We start from the raw sequence: 17,804 nt of genomic DNA, 5'->3' as shown, positions 1-17,804 counted from the left end.
ACCCGGAGTTTTTCCTCCGTTTTATCTGGTGATTTTCGAAATCAGTTTTGTAAATTTGTTTTTGTAATGTTTTGTTTGTCACTGATTTCTGAAGCAAAGATGCAACAAAACATGACGCAGGTGTTAGACACGTTCTGGACATCTATGGACACGAAATGGACAACGAATTCTTTATGGGAATCCGTAATGTGGTATGAGAGATAATCACCTATTTTGTAAAGACTGAAAAAACTATATATGTCCAAGAAAAAACTACTAATTCATGAGGTATTTGAGAAGGCAAGAAAAGATTTTCCCGCTGAAAGCACTAAGAATGGTTGGTGTAAAGAACTTGTTGACCATTTTGAAAAAAAATGGAAATTTATAATTAATGAAAAGACATTTGTTCGATATTATAATGCTTGCATTCGAGATAATAATGAGCCCAACATAAAAGATCTAAAAATTCTGAATAAGCTTAGTGAATATGTAGGTTATAGAGACTTTACCCATTTTTCCAATGCATTTATTAAAAAAGAGGAAAAAGAGAAGTCAACTACTGTAAGAATTGATGTAGATGAAAATGATGAGCTGTTTGGAAAAGGTATAAGAATTTTTATTACTCAACATTTCAATCTACCAGAATTCATGAAACAAAATGGATTGGGTGTTGTCGGAATACTTCTTATATGTAGCGTTTTATTAGGAAACTACAATTTGCCTAAAAGAAAGGATAAGGTGGAGAATGTTATTGGATTAAGTTTATTCAATGATCTGGTAGTAGAGAGAAACTGTATGTATTGGGATGGGACTGAATATAAGATAACATCCTGTGAGGATAAAAATCCTCATCATCAAGTTATCCCTATAGATACTGTAAAACTTAAGTATTTTAAGAAGATCACCAGACCTGATACATTAACTGTGAAAAACGCTTTTGGAAAAGTTTGGTATTCAAAATCTGATAATATAGTAGAATTTTTCACAATAGATGGAACTAATCCGGATAATGGAAAAGATCTGGACAATGCATCAAAACATATGCTTACTAAATATGCCGGAGACAGTGCTAAAAAATATATGAATATTTCATATCCATAAAAAAAGCGAAGATTTCTCTTCGCTCTGTATTACTCTGCATTCAGCATTCCCAGTTCCCCGAAATGCTTTTTAAACTTCTGGATTTTAGGACCTACCACAGCGCTGCAATAAGGTTGTGTTGGGTTCTCATTATAATATCCCTGATGATATTGCTCTGCCGGCCAGAATTTGTCGAATTGGGTTAATTCTGTTACATACGTTCCAGTCCATCTTCCTGATTCCTGAGACACTTTGATGGCTTCCTCAGCTTTTGCTTTCTCAGCAGCATCTTTATAATAAATTACAGAACGGTATTGGGTTCCGATATCATTTCCCTGTCTGTTAAGTTGAGTAGGATCATGAAGAAAGAAAAATACATCCATTAACTGCTCGTAAGAAATAACAGCAGGATCATAAGTGATCTGAACCACTTCTGCATGTCCTGTCTCTCCAGTGCAAACTTCCTGATACGTCGGGTTATCTTTATGTCCGCCGGAATATCCTGAAATAGCAGATTGTACTCCTTTAAGCATATTGAAGCAGCTTTCCACACACCAGAAACATCCACCTCCGAAAGTAATCTGTTCTAAATTATTGTTATCCATTTTGGGTAATTATATTGTTTTATTATCCTTTCCTAATCCGGAAAAGGCCAATCAAAAATATGAAAAACTTTTTCATTTGAACGTGCTTTTGCGTCTTAAACTCAAATTACAATGATAGATGTGACAAATGATTTTAAACACAAATAACACCAATGTTTTCACAAATAGCACAAGGAAAAGAGAATGCAAATACTCTCGTTTACTCTCCGCAAAATATTTTAAAGAGGTTAGTATTAGCATTGTCATGCTGAGCGGGGTCGAAGCACTTTAATTTTAAACACGAATAGCACTAATGCTTTCACAAATAAACACAATAAAAATACAGCCCAATCCTCTGTGAAAATCTGCGTAATCTGCGGGAAAAAAGAAAGCACCCTAAAAAGGATGCTCTATATTATTTAAAAGGCTTTCAGTTATTTTTCCCAAACCAAAGCACTCGCTCCAAGAATGGCAGCATCTGCTTCGTCAAGTTCACTGAATACCAGTTTCACTTTATTTCTGAAAATTGGAAGAAGGTTTCTTTCCATATGAAGCTTGGCAGGCTTTAAAATAAAATCTCCAGCTTTGATTACTCCTCCGAATAAAAGAATAGCTTCTGGTGAAGAGAACATTACAAAATTAGCTATTGCTTCACCCAGCTTCTGACCTGTATATCTGAAAACCTCTATAGCAATTGGGTCTTCTTTGATAGCACATTCGTATACTGTTTTAGAATTGATCTCATCTTCAGGATATTGGTTCAACATAGATTCCGGGAACTCCGCTCTCATTTTCTTTGCTGTAATGGTAATTCCTGTAGCAGAAGCATAGGCTTCCAGGCTTCCTTCAGAACCTGTGCTCCAGTGTTTTCTTCCGCCTGGTTTTACAATCGTATGTCCTAATTCTCCGGCAAACCCGTCATGTCCATAGATTAAGCTTCCATTAGCGATAATTCCACTTCCTACTCCTGTTCCCAGGGTAATCATGATAAAATCCTTCATTCCTCTTGCAGCTCCGAAAAGCATTTCTCCCAGTGCTGCAGCATTGGCATCATTGGTTACTGTACAAGGAAGACCGAATTTTGCCGTCATCAGCTCAGCGAAAGGAATAACACCTTTCCATGGAAGATTAGGGGCCAGTTCTATGGTTCCTTTGTAATAGTTCGCGTTTGGTGCGCCTACTCCGATTCCGTCAAAGTGTGCTTCAGTACCATACTTTTCCATCATTGGACGAACATGTTCATATAAAGCATCGATGAAATCTTCCACTTTGTCATAGGCATCAGTTCTCAGATTTCCTTTATCCAGAACTTCACCACGGTGATTTACGATTCCGAATTTAGTATTGGTTCCGCCGATGTCAACTCCAAGGGCAACTTGTTTTGATAAATCTATTAATGACATTTCTATTATTAAATTCTAAGGGCTAAAATTATAAAAAAGATTGTATTAATGGATTATTAAGTAGGTTTTATTTAATACTTTAAGCTGTTTTTATTGGTTTTTTCTTTTTTCTTCCCCACCAGATCATAAATCCGGTAACCGGAAGAGAAGCACAGATAATACTTACAATAAAAGCAATAATCTTAGTAGGAAGTCCTAAAATAGCTCCTACGTGAATATCATAATTGGCACTCACAACCTTTTCTCCAAAGTTTTTATCTTTTGGATCATGAGTGTGTAGCAATTCTCCAGAGTTTTCATCAAAGATTAAGCTGCTGCTTTTATGGTAAGAATAAGAAAGGTGTTTCACATACACCTCAAAGTTGGGATGTTCGTGGTCATCCATATGCGGATGTCCCAAATCTATAGCAAAACCATAAGAATCCGGATATTTTGTCTGTACAGTATTAATGATTTTATCCAGTGTTCCTTCTGTTCTCAGCTCAATAGGAGCTTTTGTTTTAATGTGTGAGAAGTCGGGATACTTGGTTTCTCCACCGGAAAATATCACATAGATCATTGCCTGCACCACAAAGAATGCATAGAATAATCCGGTAATAGAAAAGATTAAAGCAAATATAGATGCGTAAAATCCTAAGACATTATGAAGATCATAATTCTTTCGTTTCCAGCTTTTAATATTTTTCCATTTGAAGGCAAAACGTTGTTTTCTTGCTGCTTTGTTCTTTGGCCACCATAGGATAATCCCGGAGATCAGCATAATGATAAAAATGATAACAGGAATTCCTACTACATAAGTTCCCCAGTCCTGTTTCAAAAGGTAGCTCCAGTGGATCATTTTTACAATATTGAAGAATCCGTTTTTCTCATCATAAACTCTTAGTACTTTCCCGGTGTACGGGTTTACATAAGCTTGTTTATAGATAGGAAATTCATCAAAATAATTCCAGGCATCTGTATTATGCTCATACCAGAAGAACATATAAGATTGCGTTTTGTCAATAGGAACATTTACCCAGTGGATAGGATATTTCTCTTTTACCTGTTGTGCGACAGCCTTTTCCATCACTCTGATAGGAAGAACCTGTTTCTGTTCAATATTTTGCTCATGGTGGTAGATGACATCTTTTCGGGTGATGTTTTCCACCTCATCCTTAAATACATATAATGCTCCGGTAATAGAGATAATAAAGATCAGAAATCCTATTCCCAATCCGAACCAAAGGTGCAGCTTAGCTGACCATTTTTTGAAAAAGCCCGGTTTCTTTTTATGATGATGGTTTTTCTTCATATAACAGTAAAAAGTAAAGCAAAGATATGCTTTACTTTTTATTTAGATTAATTAAAATTTATATTCGATCATGAATGTCCCTCTTAGTCCAAGAGCATTCGTGAAGTCACTGTCTCTTGCTGTCCACCATGAAATAGCGGGTTGATATACTTTGTTAAAAATGTTTTCAACACCTAATGACAGTCTCCAGTTGTTGTTAACTTCATAACTTGATTTGAAGTTAAAGACAGTATATTCAGGAACATATCCTTCACCATAAGCATACAATCCCGTTTTAGCATTAGGCTCGAATCTGTTTTGTTGGAAAGAGTGAAGCATATCAAGACCAACGGATAGAGCAGGAACAGGTCTTGCTTGAACATAAGCCAATACTTTAGGTGCAGAAATTCTGCTGTTGTTAATCTTGGTTGAATAATCGCCGTCGTCTTTTACAGAGGTAATTCCTTCCATCCAGCTGTAACTTCCACCAAACTGAATCCATTTTGTAGGCGTAAAGTGTAAAAATCCTTCTACCCCGTATACAATCTCGGGAGATCTCTGAATCATTAATGCTCTGTCCGGACTTTGTACGAATGATGCTCCCAGTTTAGAGGTACTCACGTAAGAAGTTAATTCATAGTTCAGCCAGCTGGAAAGTTGTCCTGTAGCTCCCAATTCGTAGTTGTTGACAATGATTGGTTTTGTCTCCAGACTTTTGATAGTTTCGGAAGTTGAGGTTCTTAAGATTCTTCCTAATTCATTGATAGAGTAGGCCTGAGAGAAGCTTCCGAAAAGATTGATATAAGGTTCAATATTGTAACGGACACCAATATTTCCTACCAGTGCATTGTAGTTCAGTTTTCCACCTGCAACAGGAATGCTTTTCGTGAAAGTTCCGTCACTTTTAAGGGTAGAAAGTGTATTGAAGTCATCTACATTTACTTTGATGTTTTCGTAACGAAGTCCTCCTTTGATGGTGAACTTTTTAAACAGATCAATTTTTGCCAATACGAAAGGTGCAATATTAGTCATGTTCATATTCGGAGTCCAGAAACGTCCGTCTTCAAGCTTTTGTACCGTTTCATCATTCAGAATATCAGCTCCATATATGATTTCTGCCTGAGAATTGGCTGAATTCCAAAGTTGAGTATCAAAATTGAATCTTGCTCCTGCTTTTTTTGAAATTACATTAGACTGTCCACCATTGAAAAAGGTATCGCTGTATCCGTAAACTGTTTTGAAATCCTGATAGTAAAGGTTAATATTCAAAGAAGTTCCTGCAAAGAGGTTCTTATTGTCATAGCTCACTCGGATGTTGTGATTTTTTGGAGTTCCCTGAGGGGTTGTTTCCAATCCTTTTCCAATTCCTTCACCAATGGTAGGCGTGGTACCGTATTTTCCGGTTTTTAATCCTACATTCAGATCTGATCTTGAAGAATAACCAATGTAAGACGCTTCAATTCTTTGATTTTCATTAATGTCATACCCTACCTTCAGCAAGCCGTTGTAGTTGTCCATCTTGGCAATACTATAAGTAGGGCTTATTAAAACGCCATCTCCGTCCTTTGTATATCCAGTTCTTTCGTAGGCTAATGAAAGGGTATAATCAAACTTCTTAATCTTTCCGGTTAAAAGCTGGCTGGCTCTTACTCCTAAAGTACCACCATAAGGCTGTCCTGTAAGACCAATCTGTGAAATTCCGGAAATCTTTTTATCTGTTTTGTTTCTCTTTGTAATATAATTGATGATCCCTCCATCTGCTCCGTTACCATAGATGGAAGAAGCTCCTTTGATCACCTCAATTCTTTCGATGGCTGAAGGGTCAATAGTCCTTAAATCTCTTGCACCGTTACGAAGTGGGGTAGACTGTGGAATTCCATCAATCAAAACCAAAACCTGGCGACCTCTTAATGTCTGTCCCGAATTGGAAGTCTGCCCTGAATTGGTTCCTAAACTGGGAACAGTGTATTGCAGAATGCTTGTAATGTCTGAGTTCACAGTCAGCTGAGACTGAATCTGCTTTTCTCCCACTACGGTAATGGAGCTTGGAACTTCTTTAATGTTTTCCTTTTTTCTGGAGGCCGTCATGACAACCTCGTCTACATTTTTAGTTTGTAAACTATCTTTTACCTGGGCAAAAACGGTAGTAGTTCCTAAGCAGGCAGCTGATAAAAGCACTTTTTTCATTATATTTTCTTTCCTTTTTTCTTTCTTTTTCCCCACCAAACCAGGAATCCGGTTACAGGGAGTGATGTACATGTGAGGCCGGCCATAAACCAGATGATCTTTCCAATGATTCCGAAGTAGGATCCGGTATGGATGTCATAATTGGCGTTGGAGTATTTCTCGGCAGTAGTAAGTTTGTGATGAGGTTTGTTGGCCAGTAGTTTTCCAGAGTATTTGTCGAATGTCAGGATGTTTCTTTCACTGTATCTTCCATCCATTCCGTAAACTGTTACCGGAAGATTTTTCAGTTCTTTTCCTTTCTTATTCTTTCCGTTTAGGGTAATTCTGAAGCTGGATGATTTTGCATACAGTTTTTCAGTCTGTGCTGCAGCGAGATCAAAAACAGCTTCATTCTTTGCCATCAATGAGTCTGGGGATTTTCTTTCCTTTTCTTTTGGAAGTTCCCATGAACCAGATAAAGCAAAAGTAAAGGTGTTTTTTACATAAGGATACGCAAAATAAAGCCCTGTAACACTTAATAGCAATGCAATAAATGATGCATAGAATCCTAAGATATTATGAAGATCGTAGTTTTTACGCTTCCAGTTTTTTACATTTTCCCAGTTGAACCAAAAGCGTCCTTTTCTGGCATTTTTATTTTTAGGCCACCATAAAATAATTCCTGTTATCAGCATAACGATGAAAAGCACGGTTGGAATTCCTACAGTATACGGTCCCCATTCTGAATTAAGCAAAAGTCCCCAGTGGATATATTTCAAAATATTGAATACATCATATTTCTCATTATAAACAGCAAGGATTTGCCCGTTATACGGATTCACATAAGCTTTCTTATTGATACGTACCTGCTGGAAATAGTTCCATCCCTTTTTGCTTTTTTCATAGTACTCAAACTGGTAGGATTTATTTTTATCCAAAGGAATTTCTACAGCACTTACAGGATATTTTTCATTAAGTTCCAATGATACTTTTTCACGAAGCAGATGAATAGGTAAAGGGTTTGTCCCGATATCCTCTTTTTTCAGATCAATGGCTTCTTTACGTAAGCTATTCTGTATTTCATCCTTAAAAACATATAATGTCCCTGAAAGAGAGACTATAAATACAATGAAACCAACAGACAAACCCAACCACAAATGCAGCTTGGCAGACCATTTTTTTGAAGGAGCTTTCTTTTTATGGTGATGCTTTTTTCTCATAGCAAAAAGTTAACCCCATGAGGGGCTAACCTCTGATTTTTTAAAATTTATATCCTATTGATAATCTGAAATTTCTTGGAGCATCTGCCTGATAGTAGTAATATCCTGCATACGGTGAACCAGAATATAAATACCTGTTAAAGATATTAAATACATTGAAGTTCACTCTGAATTTTGAATTTTCCCAAGAAGCCCCTGCATCAAATTTTACATAATCATCCATTTGTAAGGTGTTTTTACTTCCCCAATCCCAGCTGCTTCTATCAGCCATATAGGTTCCTCCGAAGCTTAAACCGAAACCTTCAAGAATATTATTACTGAAAGTATAGTTTAGCCAGCCATTTGCTGTATGTTTAGCATATCCGGGAACTCTGTCTCCTTCTTTTCTTGTAGCTGTTGTTTCTGTAAATTTATTCTCTGTAAAGGCATAATTGAAGATCGCATTGAATCCTTTTACAATTTCTCCCTTAAGATCAAATTCTACTCCCTGTACTCTTGTTTTTCCAAGAAGAATAGAATATTTGCCATTCGGATTATTTGTGAGGTCCGGATCACCTGTGATTTCATTATTTTTATTAATGTTATATAATGAAAGGACAGTATTCCATTTACCGGCAAACCAATCTTTCTTGAACCCTACCTCAATATTATTCCCGGTTAGTGGTGACGCTGTTGTTCCATCTCTGAACAAACCTGCTTGTGGTACAAATGACTGATCATATAATGCATAAGCAGACATATTTTCGTCTATAGAGTAGCTTAATCCAATACGAGGAGTAATTCTGTTGGCTTCTGACTTTGTTCCGTAGTTTACTTCTTTTACATTGGTGTAACGAGCTGCTAATGTAAGTCTTAATGCATCATTGAAGAAACCTAGTTCATCTTGTAAGTATAATCCTGTATATTTCTGATCGATTGTACTACCAGCACCTGCTCTTACTGAAAGTGGAGTAGATTTGTTGAATGTTTTATAAGCTGCAGTATTGTTTGGCCCATAATAAGAACCTTCTCCATTACTATCGTAATTATTGGTATCAATGTTATACCAATAGCTGTGATCAGCCACATTATTATTGATGGCATCAAAATCTCCATTCGCATTAAACTTATCCAAATTATATCCCTGTGACCAGTCCGCCATATATTTTTTGCTTCCAAGGTCAAGTCCAGCTAATATTTTGTGTGAAACAGGTCCGGTTTTTACAAGACCATTTAAGAAAACCTGCCCAAATTTCATTGTATTATCAGCTTCCCAATAATTTAAACGACGAATCATATAGTTTCCTTCAAACATACTTGGCCAAAGGTCGCTTCCCATCGTATATTCGTTTACATACGTTAACTGGGAAGTTAATTTCCAGTTTTCATTAAAATTATGCTGTAAATTGACATTTACTGTATTGTTATCAACTTTAGTTGGGTCAATGCCGGGATCTGTAAGAGTATATTCAACAGGCTTTGCTTTATATCCCTGATAACTGAATACATATGCTGAACCTACCTCAGACATTTTCGCTTTCTGATAAATATATTCAGCCGTTAAAGTTGTTTTATCACTTAGCTTTACTTTTAATGAAGGATTGATAATATATCTGTCATTGAATTCATAGTCTCTGAAACTGTTTTTATTCTGAGCCATTAAATTCAACCTAAAAGCTACTTTATCGGTAATTTTAGTATCAACATCTGCCTCTCCGCGGTACATATTAAAGCTTCCTAATGTTACTCTTGCGGTACCATTCAAAGCATTTCCTGTTGGCTTTTTAGTCACAATATTATAAATACCGCTTGGTTCACCGTTTGACATTAAGAATCCTGAAGGCCCTTTGATAAATTCAATGTGATCCACATAACTCATGTCTTCACTTAGAGGTCCCCAATTTGAAGTTACATTTACTCCATTCATGAAAGCTGCTGCTCTAGCACCTCTCATATTGACTCTTGTATACATATCTCCCCAGTGTTCTAATCTCTGAGCTCCGGCAACGTTTCTTAGAACTCCATCGCTTAAAGTCGTTACCTGTTGATCCTCTAAAGCTTTGTTAGTAATAATTGAAATGTTTTGAGGTATTTTGATAAGAGCTTCATCCAGTCGAAGAGAAGAAGAACCTTGTTTTTCTACATATTTTTTATAATATCTTCCGTTAACAACTACTTCTTCAATATCGTTGGATTTGATGGTGTCTTTTTTTTCCTGTGCAAAACTTAACATGGAAGTTAATAATACAGCTCCTATTGTTATTCTTTTCATTGTTTATAAGGGGAATAATTTATTCTAACAGTTTTAAAATTTATAAGTGAAACTACCTAATACATTGGCAAGAGCCTGAGCATTAGCAGTTGTATATCCGCTCCAGTAGTGTTCGTTCGTAAAGTTGTCTACTTTTACCCCGATTCTGAATTTTTTAGTATCATAAAATGCGTTAGCATTCAATACCAGATATTTTGGAAGGATGAAAGTACCCATCGTTGTAGAGTTAACAATTTTATTGTCGCTCGCATAGTTTCCTCCAACTCCGAATCCTAATCCTTTTAATTTTCCGTCAAGGAACTGGTAGCTTGCATTGAAGTTAACTAGCCATGGAGATGATGCCGTAGCAGGTCTTCTTCCGATTACTGTTTCATCAGCTTCCGTATATTTCATATCATTGTAGCTTACTCCGGCGATAACGGAGAATCCTTTGATCAGATAAGCATTTGCTTCCAATTCTACTCCTTGGCTGGTAAGTGAACCTGCTTGTCTTTGAATTGCTCTTCCTTGTGATGTGTAACCAACATTAAGAAGAGTATTTTTTACTTTGATATTATAATAACTTAATGTTGTACTGATTCTTCCTTTGATCAGGCTTGCTTTGAACCCTCCTTCAAACTGGTTAGCGGTTTCCGGATCAGACAATGTCACATTAGAATCTGCATCTGAAATATAATATCCATTGCTCGTAAAGCTGTTCTGATAATTTCCAAAAACAGATACTTTATCCTGAATGATCTGGTAAACAATTCCCAATTTAGGTGACCAAGCTCCTTGATTATATGCCTTAGTTGGAATTTGTCCGGTTTGTCCTCCTTTGAAATCTATACTTTCGTATCTTACAGAAGCAAGAATATTAAGACCGGTTATTGGTGTTATAACGTTAGAAATATAACCGCTATAGGTATCTTTTTTACCAGTATTTATATAAGTATTGTTTTTCTCAAAATCAGATCCGCTTTGTAGTGCAGTGTATTTTGCTCCCAATGTCTGGCCATTCATATTAGAATAATCTGTGGCATTAAATGGTACCCAGTCAAAATCTGTAAATAGAAAATACTGATTATCATTCATTCTCATATAATCAAAACCTGCTACCGTTCTGTTTCTTACATTTCCGATATTGAAATCAAAATTGAAGTTCTGCTGAACCTGGAAATACGTTCTTTTGCTGTCTTTGGTCGACTGGTCAGCTCTTGCTACTCCAATTTCTGAACTGTTTGCAGGGTTTGGAGCAAAATAGAAATAGGGGTTAAATCCGTCTGAGTAAGAATAAGAAGTACTTACATTCGTAGAGGATTTGATATGCTCATTAATCTTATAGTTAACCTGTCCAAAGAAGTTTCTTGCTTTACCAACAGTTTTAAGACCTTCTCCGGTATAAGACTGCTTATAGTTATAACCCAATTTCTCCAGTTTGTCCATACTGTCTGCTCCAAGTTGTGAGCTCGGATAATAAAAGAAGAAAGCGGTTTCAGGATATGAATTGGTTTCAAACATTTCCAGCTCAGCATTAATCTCTAAATTATCTGTAGGACGGTAAGTAAGGGATGGAGTGAATGCATAGAAAGAGTTCTTTGCATTGGTTCTCTGAAAGGTTCCCTGGTTGGTATAGGCTGTATTTAATCTGAATAATAATTTTTTATCTTTCGTAAGAGGAGCATTTACATCTGCCTGCACTCTGTAGTAGTTATAGCTTCCACCTGCCAGAGAAACAGCACCTGCAAAAGTTTCAAATGGTTTTTTAGTCACTCTGTTCACGACTCCTCCGTAAGAGGTCACATTACTTCCGAATAAGGTAGCAGAAGGTCCTTTTAAAACTTCAATTCGCTCTACATTAATAGCATCCATAGAAGTAGTAATAGGAGCTACCATACCATTTCTGATAGAGTTTCCGGCTACAAAACCTCTTAAATTAAGATAGATCCCTCCATCTCCTGCTCTGTTTGTAGCACTCCACATTTTCTGGGCACCTGCTACATTTCTGAAAGCATCATCTACGGTAAATAATAATTGGTTTTCCAGTATTCCTTTATCAATGGAAGAATATACCTGAGGATCCTCTATAGCTTTTAAAGGCATCTTATTAGAGTATTCACTATCTTTCTTTACATATGTATTGATGATTACCTCGTCAATGCTTTTAGTGGTTAATGTATCTTTTTTTTGGGCAGAAACCAGCATTGTTCCCAGTGCGGAAGCACAGATCAGTACATTTTTCATGAAAGTCAAATTTTCTGCAAATATATTATTTTTAACTGTTCTAAATAAATAATGAGATTGATATTTATCATAAAATTATTATATACTGAATAACAAAAAACCGCTATGGCCAATGCCAGAGCGGTTTTTGTATGATATTATTAAATTTTTCTTAAGCCGGAATTTCTCCTTTATATAAGAAAGAAATAATTTCTTTGTTTAATTTATCGATCATTTCACTGAATAAGTGGAAAGATTCCTGCTTATAAATTACCAGTGGATCTTTCTGCTCGTATACAGCTCCCTGAGAAGATCTTCTTAAGTCGTCCATCTCACGAAGGTGAAGCTTCCAGTTTTCATCAATAATTGATAAAGTGATATTCTTTTCAAAATCATTCACTAAGCTTTCACACTGAGTATCGTAAGCTTCTTTAAGATCAGCTACAATTGTCATTGTTTTGTGTCCGTCTGTGAAAGGAACCTGGATCATTTTGAACATTGAACCTTGATTTTGGTATACATTCTCAATGATTGGGAATGATTTTTCTTTCAATAGGTTCAGCTTCATTTTGTAGTCTTCCTGAGCTGCTTTGAATAAGATATTCGTCAGATCCTGAACATTTTTATTATTAAAATCACTTTGAGAAACCGGAGATTCCATAGTAAATGTTTTAATAATTTCATATTCAAAATCTTTATAATTTCCTGAAGCTTTTCCTTTCGCAGCGATAGAATTAGCAACATCGAAAATCATATTCGTGATATCATATTTCAAGTGGTCTCCGAATAGAGCATTTTTTCTTCTCTTGTAGATTACGTCACGTTGTTTGTTCATTACGTCATCGTACTCAAGAAGTCTCTTTCTTGTTCCGAAGTTATTTTCTTCCACTTTCTTCTGAGCTCTTTCAATAGACTTACTGATCATAGAGTGCTGAATTACTTCTCCTTCTTTATGACCCATTCTGTCCATCATTTTAGCGATTCTCTCAGAACCGAACAAACGCATTAAGTTATCTTCAAGAGATACATAGAACTGAGAACTTCCAGGATCTCCCTGACGTCCCGCTCTACCTCTTAACTGTCTGTCAACACGTCTTGAATCATGTCTTTCTGTACCGATGATCGCTAAACCTCCTGCATCTTTTACTTCTTTAGAAAGCTTGATATCCGTACCACGACCTGCCATGTTGGTTGCAATGGTTACAACTCCCGGCTGTCCTGCTCCAGCTACAATCTCTGCTTCTTTCTTGTGAAGCTTCGCGTTCAATACCTGGTGTGGAATCTTTCTTAATTGAAGTGCTTTTGATAGTAATTGAGAAATTTCAACAGAAGTAGTACCTACCAATACTGGTCTTTTCTGTGCTGTTAATTTTTCAATTTCCTCTATTACAGCATTATATTTTTCTCTGTTAGTTTTGAAAACCAAGTCTTGCTTGTCATTTCTTAAAATAGGACGGTTGGTAGGAATTACCACCACATCTAATTTATAGATTTCCCAAAGCTCTCCAGCTTCAGTTTCAGCAGTACCTGTCATTCCCGCAAGCTTGTTGTACATACGAAAATAGTTCTGAAGCGTAACCGTTGCAAAAGTTTGAGTAGCTGCCTCAATTTTTACATTTTCTTTCGCTTCGATTGCCTGGTGAAGACCGTCAGAATAACGACGTCCCTCCATGATACGACCTGTCTGTTCATCAACGATTTTTACTTCACCATCAATGACTACATACTCATCATCTTTTTCAAATAATGTGTATGCTTTTAATAGCTGGCTCATTGTGTGAACACGCTCAGATTTTTCAGCAAAATCAGAGAAAAGTCTTTCTTTTGCTTCAAACTCTTCTTCTTTAGAAAGGTTTTTAGCTTCTACTTCAGCAATCTCAGTTCCGATATCCGGAAGTACGAAGAAGTTTGGATCAGAGTTACCCTGAGACATGTATTCAACACCTTTGTCTGTAAGGTCTACCTGATTGTTTTTCTCCTCGATGACGAAGTAAAGATCTTTATCCACGATCGGCATATCACGGTTGTTGTCCTGCATGTATTGTGCTTCAACTTTCTGAAGCAATGCTCTGTTTCCGCTTTCCGATAAGAATTTGATTAATTGTCTGTTTTTTGGAAGACCTCTGTATGCCTGAAGTAATTTGAATCCACCTTCTTTTGTATTTCCTGCAGCGATTAATTTTTTCGCTTCATTGAAAATGGTAGAAACGGTTTTCTTTTGTACTTCAACAATTCTGTCGATAGAAGGTTTAAGAACATCGAACTCCTGTCTGTCTCCCTGAGGAACCGGACCGGAAATGATCAATGGTGTTCTTGCGTCATCTACCAATACAGAGTCAACTTCATCCACGATAGCAAAGTTCAGTTCTCTTTGTACCAGTTCTGAAGGTGATGTCACCATGTTGTCTCTCAAATAATCGAAACCGAATTCGTTGTTGGTTCCATAAGTAATATCTGAGTTGTATGCTTTTCTTCTTCCGTCAGAGTTTGGCTGGTGGTTATCGATACAATCGATAGACATTCCGTGGAACTGATAAAGAGGTCCCATCCATGCGGAGTCTCTTTTTGCAAGATAGTCGTTCACGGTTACAACGTGTACTCCTCTTTCCGGAAGTGAATTTAAATAAATAGGTAATGTTCCTACCAAAGTTTTACCTTCACCGGTTGCCATCTCGGCAATTTTACCACTGTGAAGAATAACCCCTCCGATAAACTGAACATCATAGTGGACCATATCCCAAACTACAGGAGTTCCGGCAGCGTCCCATGAGTTTTTCCAAACAGCTGTGTCTCCCTGAATGCTAACGAAATCTTTTCCTGTAGCAGCAAGTTCTCTATCCCAGTCACTAGCTGTTACACGAATTTCTCCATTCTGAGCCCATCTTCTTGCCGTTTCTTTAATCAATGCAAAAGCTTCGGGAAGAACCTGAACCAGAACTTTCTCTTCAATTTCGTATGATTCTTTCTTTAGAGCCTCAATTTTTGTGAAAAGAGCTTCTTTTTCATCAACATTGGTTGAAGTTTTTATCTGCTCTCTTATCTGTTCTATTTGAGCTGTGATCTTACTGGTTGCAGATTTTATATTCTCTTTAAACTCAGCAGTTTTTTGTCTCAACCCATCATCCGACAATTGTTGAATGTTAGGTTCTACAGCTCTGATTTTTGTTACAACTTTTTTTACTTCTTTTAGGTCCTGCGCTTTCTTGTCTCCCAAAAACCCTTTAAGAACTTTGTTTAAAAAACTCATAAATTTTTTGCTTTATGCTTAATGCAAAATGCTTTAAGCGTTTTAAATAACACTTATCGTGTAAATTAATATATAAAAAGGGCAAAAAAGCTCTAAGCAAGCAGCCTAAAGCTTATCGCTTTATTAATATTCGTCCTCGTTCCAAAGGAAATCCTCGTCAGTAGGATAATCACTCCATACTTCTTCGATAGATTCATAAATTTCTCCTTCGTCCTCGATTGCCTGAAGGTTTTCTACTACTTCCATTGGTGCACCAGTTCTGATTGCGTAGTCAATAAGCTCTGCTTTTGTCATTGGCCAAGGTGCGTCACTTAAATATGAAGCTAATTCTAATGTCCAGTACATAATTTTCTAATTTTTTGCAAAAGTATAAAAATAGGTTGTATAATAAACTTTTTTATACTTGATTTTCAATTCTTTTTATAATATTTTCTTATAAATGACTGTCACAAACTGGCTGGCAGCTGTGTCAGCAATTTACTTATTGTCGTTTTCTCAAAAACCATTCCACAAATTTTTTTATGCCATTTTGGAAGTCTGTGGCAGGTTTATACCCTATTAAATCCTTTGCTTTGGTAATATCGGCATTCGTTTTTGTGACATCACCAGGTTGCATTGGCAGAATTTTTCTGATAGCACTTTTTCCAAGTGCCATTTCTATAGTGGTCACCATCTCAGATAAAGTAATTACCTGGTTTTCTCCCAGATTTAGGATTTCATAAACCCCGGAATTGTTTTCCAGATAAAGGATAGATTTGGTAATTCCATCAATGATGTCATCTATATACGTATAGTCTCTTGCCGTATTTCCGTCACCATAAAAAGGGATTTCCTTATTCTCGGAAATAAGCTTGGCAAACTTGTGGATTGCAAGATCGGGTCTTTGTCTTGGTCCGTATACCGTAAAGAACCTGAGTTGGATCATATCTATATGGTATAGATTATGGTAAACATGCCCTATAACCTCTCCACTTTTCTTGGTTGCTGCATAGGGTGAGATAGGATTGTCTACATTGTCTGTTTCTGCAAAAGGAACTTTTTCATTATTTCCGTAAACACTTGAAGAAGATGCGCAAATGAATTTTTTAATATTAAAATCCTTACACAGTTCCCAAAGATTCATAGTACCCCGTACATTTACTTCTTCGTATTCAAGAGGGCGTTCAATAGAGGGACGCACTCCGGCAAGTGCTGCCAGATGAATTACCATATCAATATGATGATTCTTAAAGATGTTTTCAAGACCTTTTTTATCACGGATGTCCTGCCAATAGAGGAAATATTGGTCAGAATGAGTGAGGGAAACCAAACGCGGAATATCCGTCTCTTTATCCGAGAATTCAAAATCCGAATTTTTACCGATTGACTCTAAAGTATTTTTAATTTTTACCTGATAGTCATAGAAATCATCAAAATTGTCAATGTTTATGACAGAATGTCCATTTCTTAATAATCGTTCAACTAAATGGGAACCGATGAACCCACTACCGCCTGTTACAAGATAAACCATTTGTATTTTTTATTAGTACAAAAATATAAATTTTACTTTTTGAAAAATATAATCATTAAATTTACTTAAAAAAGTAATATAAATATAATATGCAGTTTCAAGGGCAAATTTTAAAGATGACAAGCGTCGATGCTAAGCCAATTCAATACTACCTCAATCTTTCTGGAGATCTGATCCATATGAATGAGCTGTTTGGAAAAGAGTTAAGTATCAAACATACCGGATTTCAATGTGTAAATTGCGGACTGAATAAGCCTATTTACAGAATGGGATTCTGCAAAAGCTGCTTTTTTGAAAGCCCATATGCCAGTGATACCATTATTCGTCCTGAACTTTCTACAGCTCATTTAGGAGTTGCAGAGCGAGATCTGGAAGTTGAAAAACAAATTCAGCTGCAACCACACACTGTTTATCTTGCTTATACAGGAGATGTAAAAGTAGGAGTGACCAGAAATACACAGATTCCTACAAGATGGATTGACCAGGGTGCAACTTTTGCATTGCCTATCGCAAGAACGGAAAACCGTTATGAAGCAGGAATGATAGAGGTGGCTTTAAAAGAACATCTGGCGGATAAAACCAATTGGAGGAAAATGCTGCAGGACGATTTTGAAGGAGAAGTAGATCTAGCTGATTTCCGACAAAAAATAAAAGAATATTTTCCTGAAGACTTTCAGAAATTTTATAGCGAAGGAGAAGAACTGTGGATGTTTGACTATCCTTTTGAAAAACCGGAAAAAGTTTCATCATTTACATTAGATAAAAAACCTGAGTTTACAGGAAAGCTTACTGGAATTAAAGGTCAGTATCTTGGATTTGAAGGAGGCAATTTTATCAATGTAAGAGGACATGAAGGGTATGTAATAGAGCTGGAAATAAAGAACTGATCTAT

The 17,804-nt window shown here is 36.5% G+C and carries 12 protein-coding genes and 1 pseudogene; 2 read left to right on the top strand and 11 right to left on the bottom strand.

Annotated elements, in window-relative coordinates:
• Window positions 1-237: 237 nt before the first annotated feature.
• Window positions 238-1,080 (top strand): hypothetical protein, encoded by an 843-nt coding sequence (locus tag BUE84_RS22565; protein WP_079243584.1) that lies wholly within the window; start codon window positions 238-240, stop codon window positions 1,078-1,080.
• Window positions 1,081-1,109: 29 nt separating this feature from the next.
• On the opposite strand, the gene msrA is transcribed toward BUE84_RS22565, so the two are convergent.
• The 11 genes and pseudogenes from msrA to BUE84_RS22515 form a co-directional block, all read right to left on the bottom strand.
• Complete coding sequence (msrA, locus tag BUE84_RS22560; RefSeq protein WP_079243583.1) at window positions 1,110-1,664, bottom strand: peptide-methionine (S)-S-oxide reductase MsrA; 555 nt, start codon at window positions 1,662-1,664, stop codon at window positions 1,110-1,112.
• Between the two features lie 413 nt (window positions 1,665-2,077).
• A complete protein-coding gene (locus tag BUE84_RS22555) occupies window positions 2,078-3,046 on the bottom strand; it encodes an ROK family protein (RefSeq protein ID WP_034693864.1) in 969 nt (322 codons plus the stop codon).
• 79 nt (window positions 3,047-3,125) lie between these two features.
• Complete coding sequence (locus BUE84_RS22550; RefSeq protein WP_034693861.1) at window positions 3,126-4,337, bottom strand: PepSY-associated TM helix domain-containing protein; 1,212 nt, start codon at window positions 4,335-4,337, stop codon at window positions 3,126-3,128.
• A 51-nt stretch (window positions 4,338-4,388) separates the two neighbouring features.
• Window positions 4,389-5,834, bottom strand: a complete 1,446-nt coding sequence (locus tag BUE84_RS22545; RefSeq protein WP_409993853.1) for a TonB-dependent receptor — start codon at window positions 5,832-5,834, stop codon at window positions 4,389-4,391.
• A gap of 288 nt (window positions 5,835-6,122) precedes the next feature.
• Window positions 6,123-6,404: pseudogene (locus BUE84_RS25080) on the bottom strand (TonB-dependent receptor plug domain-containing protein); the annotation flags it as partial.
• Window positions 6,405-6,502: 98 nt separating this feature from the next.
• Window positions 6,503-7,702, bottom strand: coding sequence for a PepSY-associated TM helix domain-containing protein (locus tag BUE84_RS22540; protein WP_079243582.1), 1,200 nt, complete (start codon window positions 7,700-7,702; stop codon window positions 6,503-6,505).
• Window positions 7,703-7,742: 40 nt separating this feature from the next.
• Window positions 7,743-9,953, bottom strand: coding sequence for a TonB-dependent siderophore receptor (locus BUE84_RS22535; protein WP_079243581.1), 2,211 nt, complete (start codon window positions 9,951-9,953; stop codon window positions 7,743-7,745).
• Window positions 9,954-9,986: 33 nt separating this feature from the next.
• Entirely contained in the window at window positions 9,987-12,176 is a 2,190-nt protein-coding gene (locus tag BUE84_RS22530) for a TonB-dependent siderophore receptor (RefSeq protein WP_079243580.1), read from the bottom strand.
• A gap of 151 nt (window positions 12,177-12,327) precedes the next feature.
• Window positions 12,328-15,402: a preprotein translocase subunit SecA gene (secA, locus tag BUE84_RS22525; protein WP_079243579.1), complete on the bottom strand. Its 3,075-nt coding sequence runs from the start codon at window positions 15,400-15,402 to the stop codon at window positions 12,328-12,330.
• Window positions 15,403-15,525: 123 nt separating this feature from the next.
• Window positions 15,526-15,747: a DUF2795 domain-containing protein gene (locus BUE84_RS22520; protein ID WP_002662059.1), complete on the bottom strand. Its 222-nt coding sequence runs from the start codon at window positions 15,745-15,747 to the stop codon at window positions 15,526-15,528.
• 136 nt (window positions 15,748-15,883) lie between these two features.
• Window positions 15,884-16,912 carry a GDP-mannose 4,6-dehydratase gene (locus BUE84_RS22515; protein WP_079243578.1) on the bottom strand — a complete coding sequence of 343 codons (1,029 nt, stop codon included), beginning with the start codon at window positions 16,910-16,912 and terminating at the stop codon, window positions 15,884-15,886.
• 89 nt (window positions 16,913-17,001) lie between these two features.
• On the opposite strand from BUE84_RS22515, the gene BUE84_RS22510 reads away from it, so the two are divergent.
• Window positions 17,002-17,799, top strand: a complete 798-nt coding sequence (locus tag BUE84_RS22510; RefSeq protein WP_079243577.1) for a DUF2797 domain-containing protein — start codon at window positions 17,002-17,004, stop codon at window positions 17,797-17,799.
• Window positions 17,800-17,804: the final 5 nt, after the last annotated feature.

The sequence above is a fragment of the Chryseobacterium indologenes genome (assembly GCF_002025665.1).
GTDB classification, from domain to species: Bacteria; Bacteroidota; Bacteroidia; order Flavobacteriales; family Weeksellaceae; genus Chryseobacterium; species Chryseobacterium metallicongregator.
Note: the sequence above shows the minus strand (reverse complement) of the source record. Positions and strands in the feature narration are given on the sequence as shown.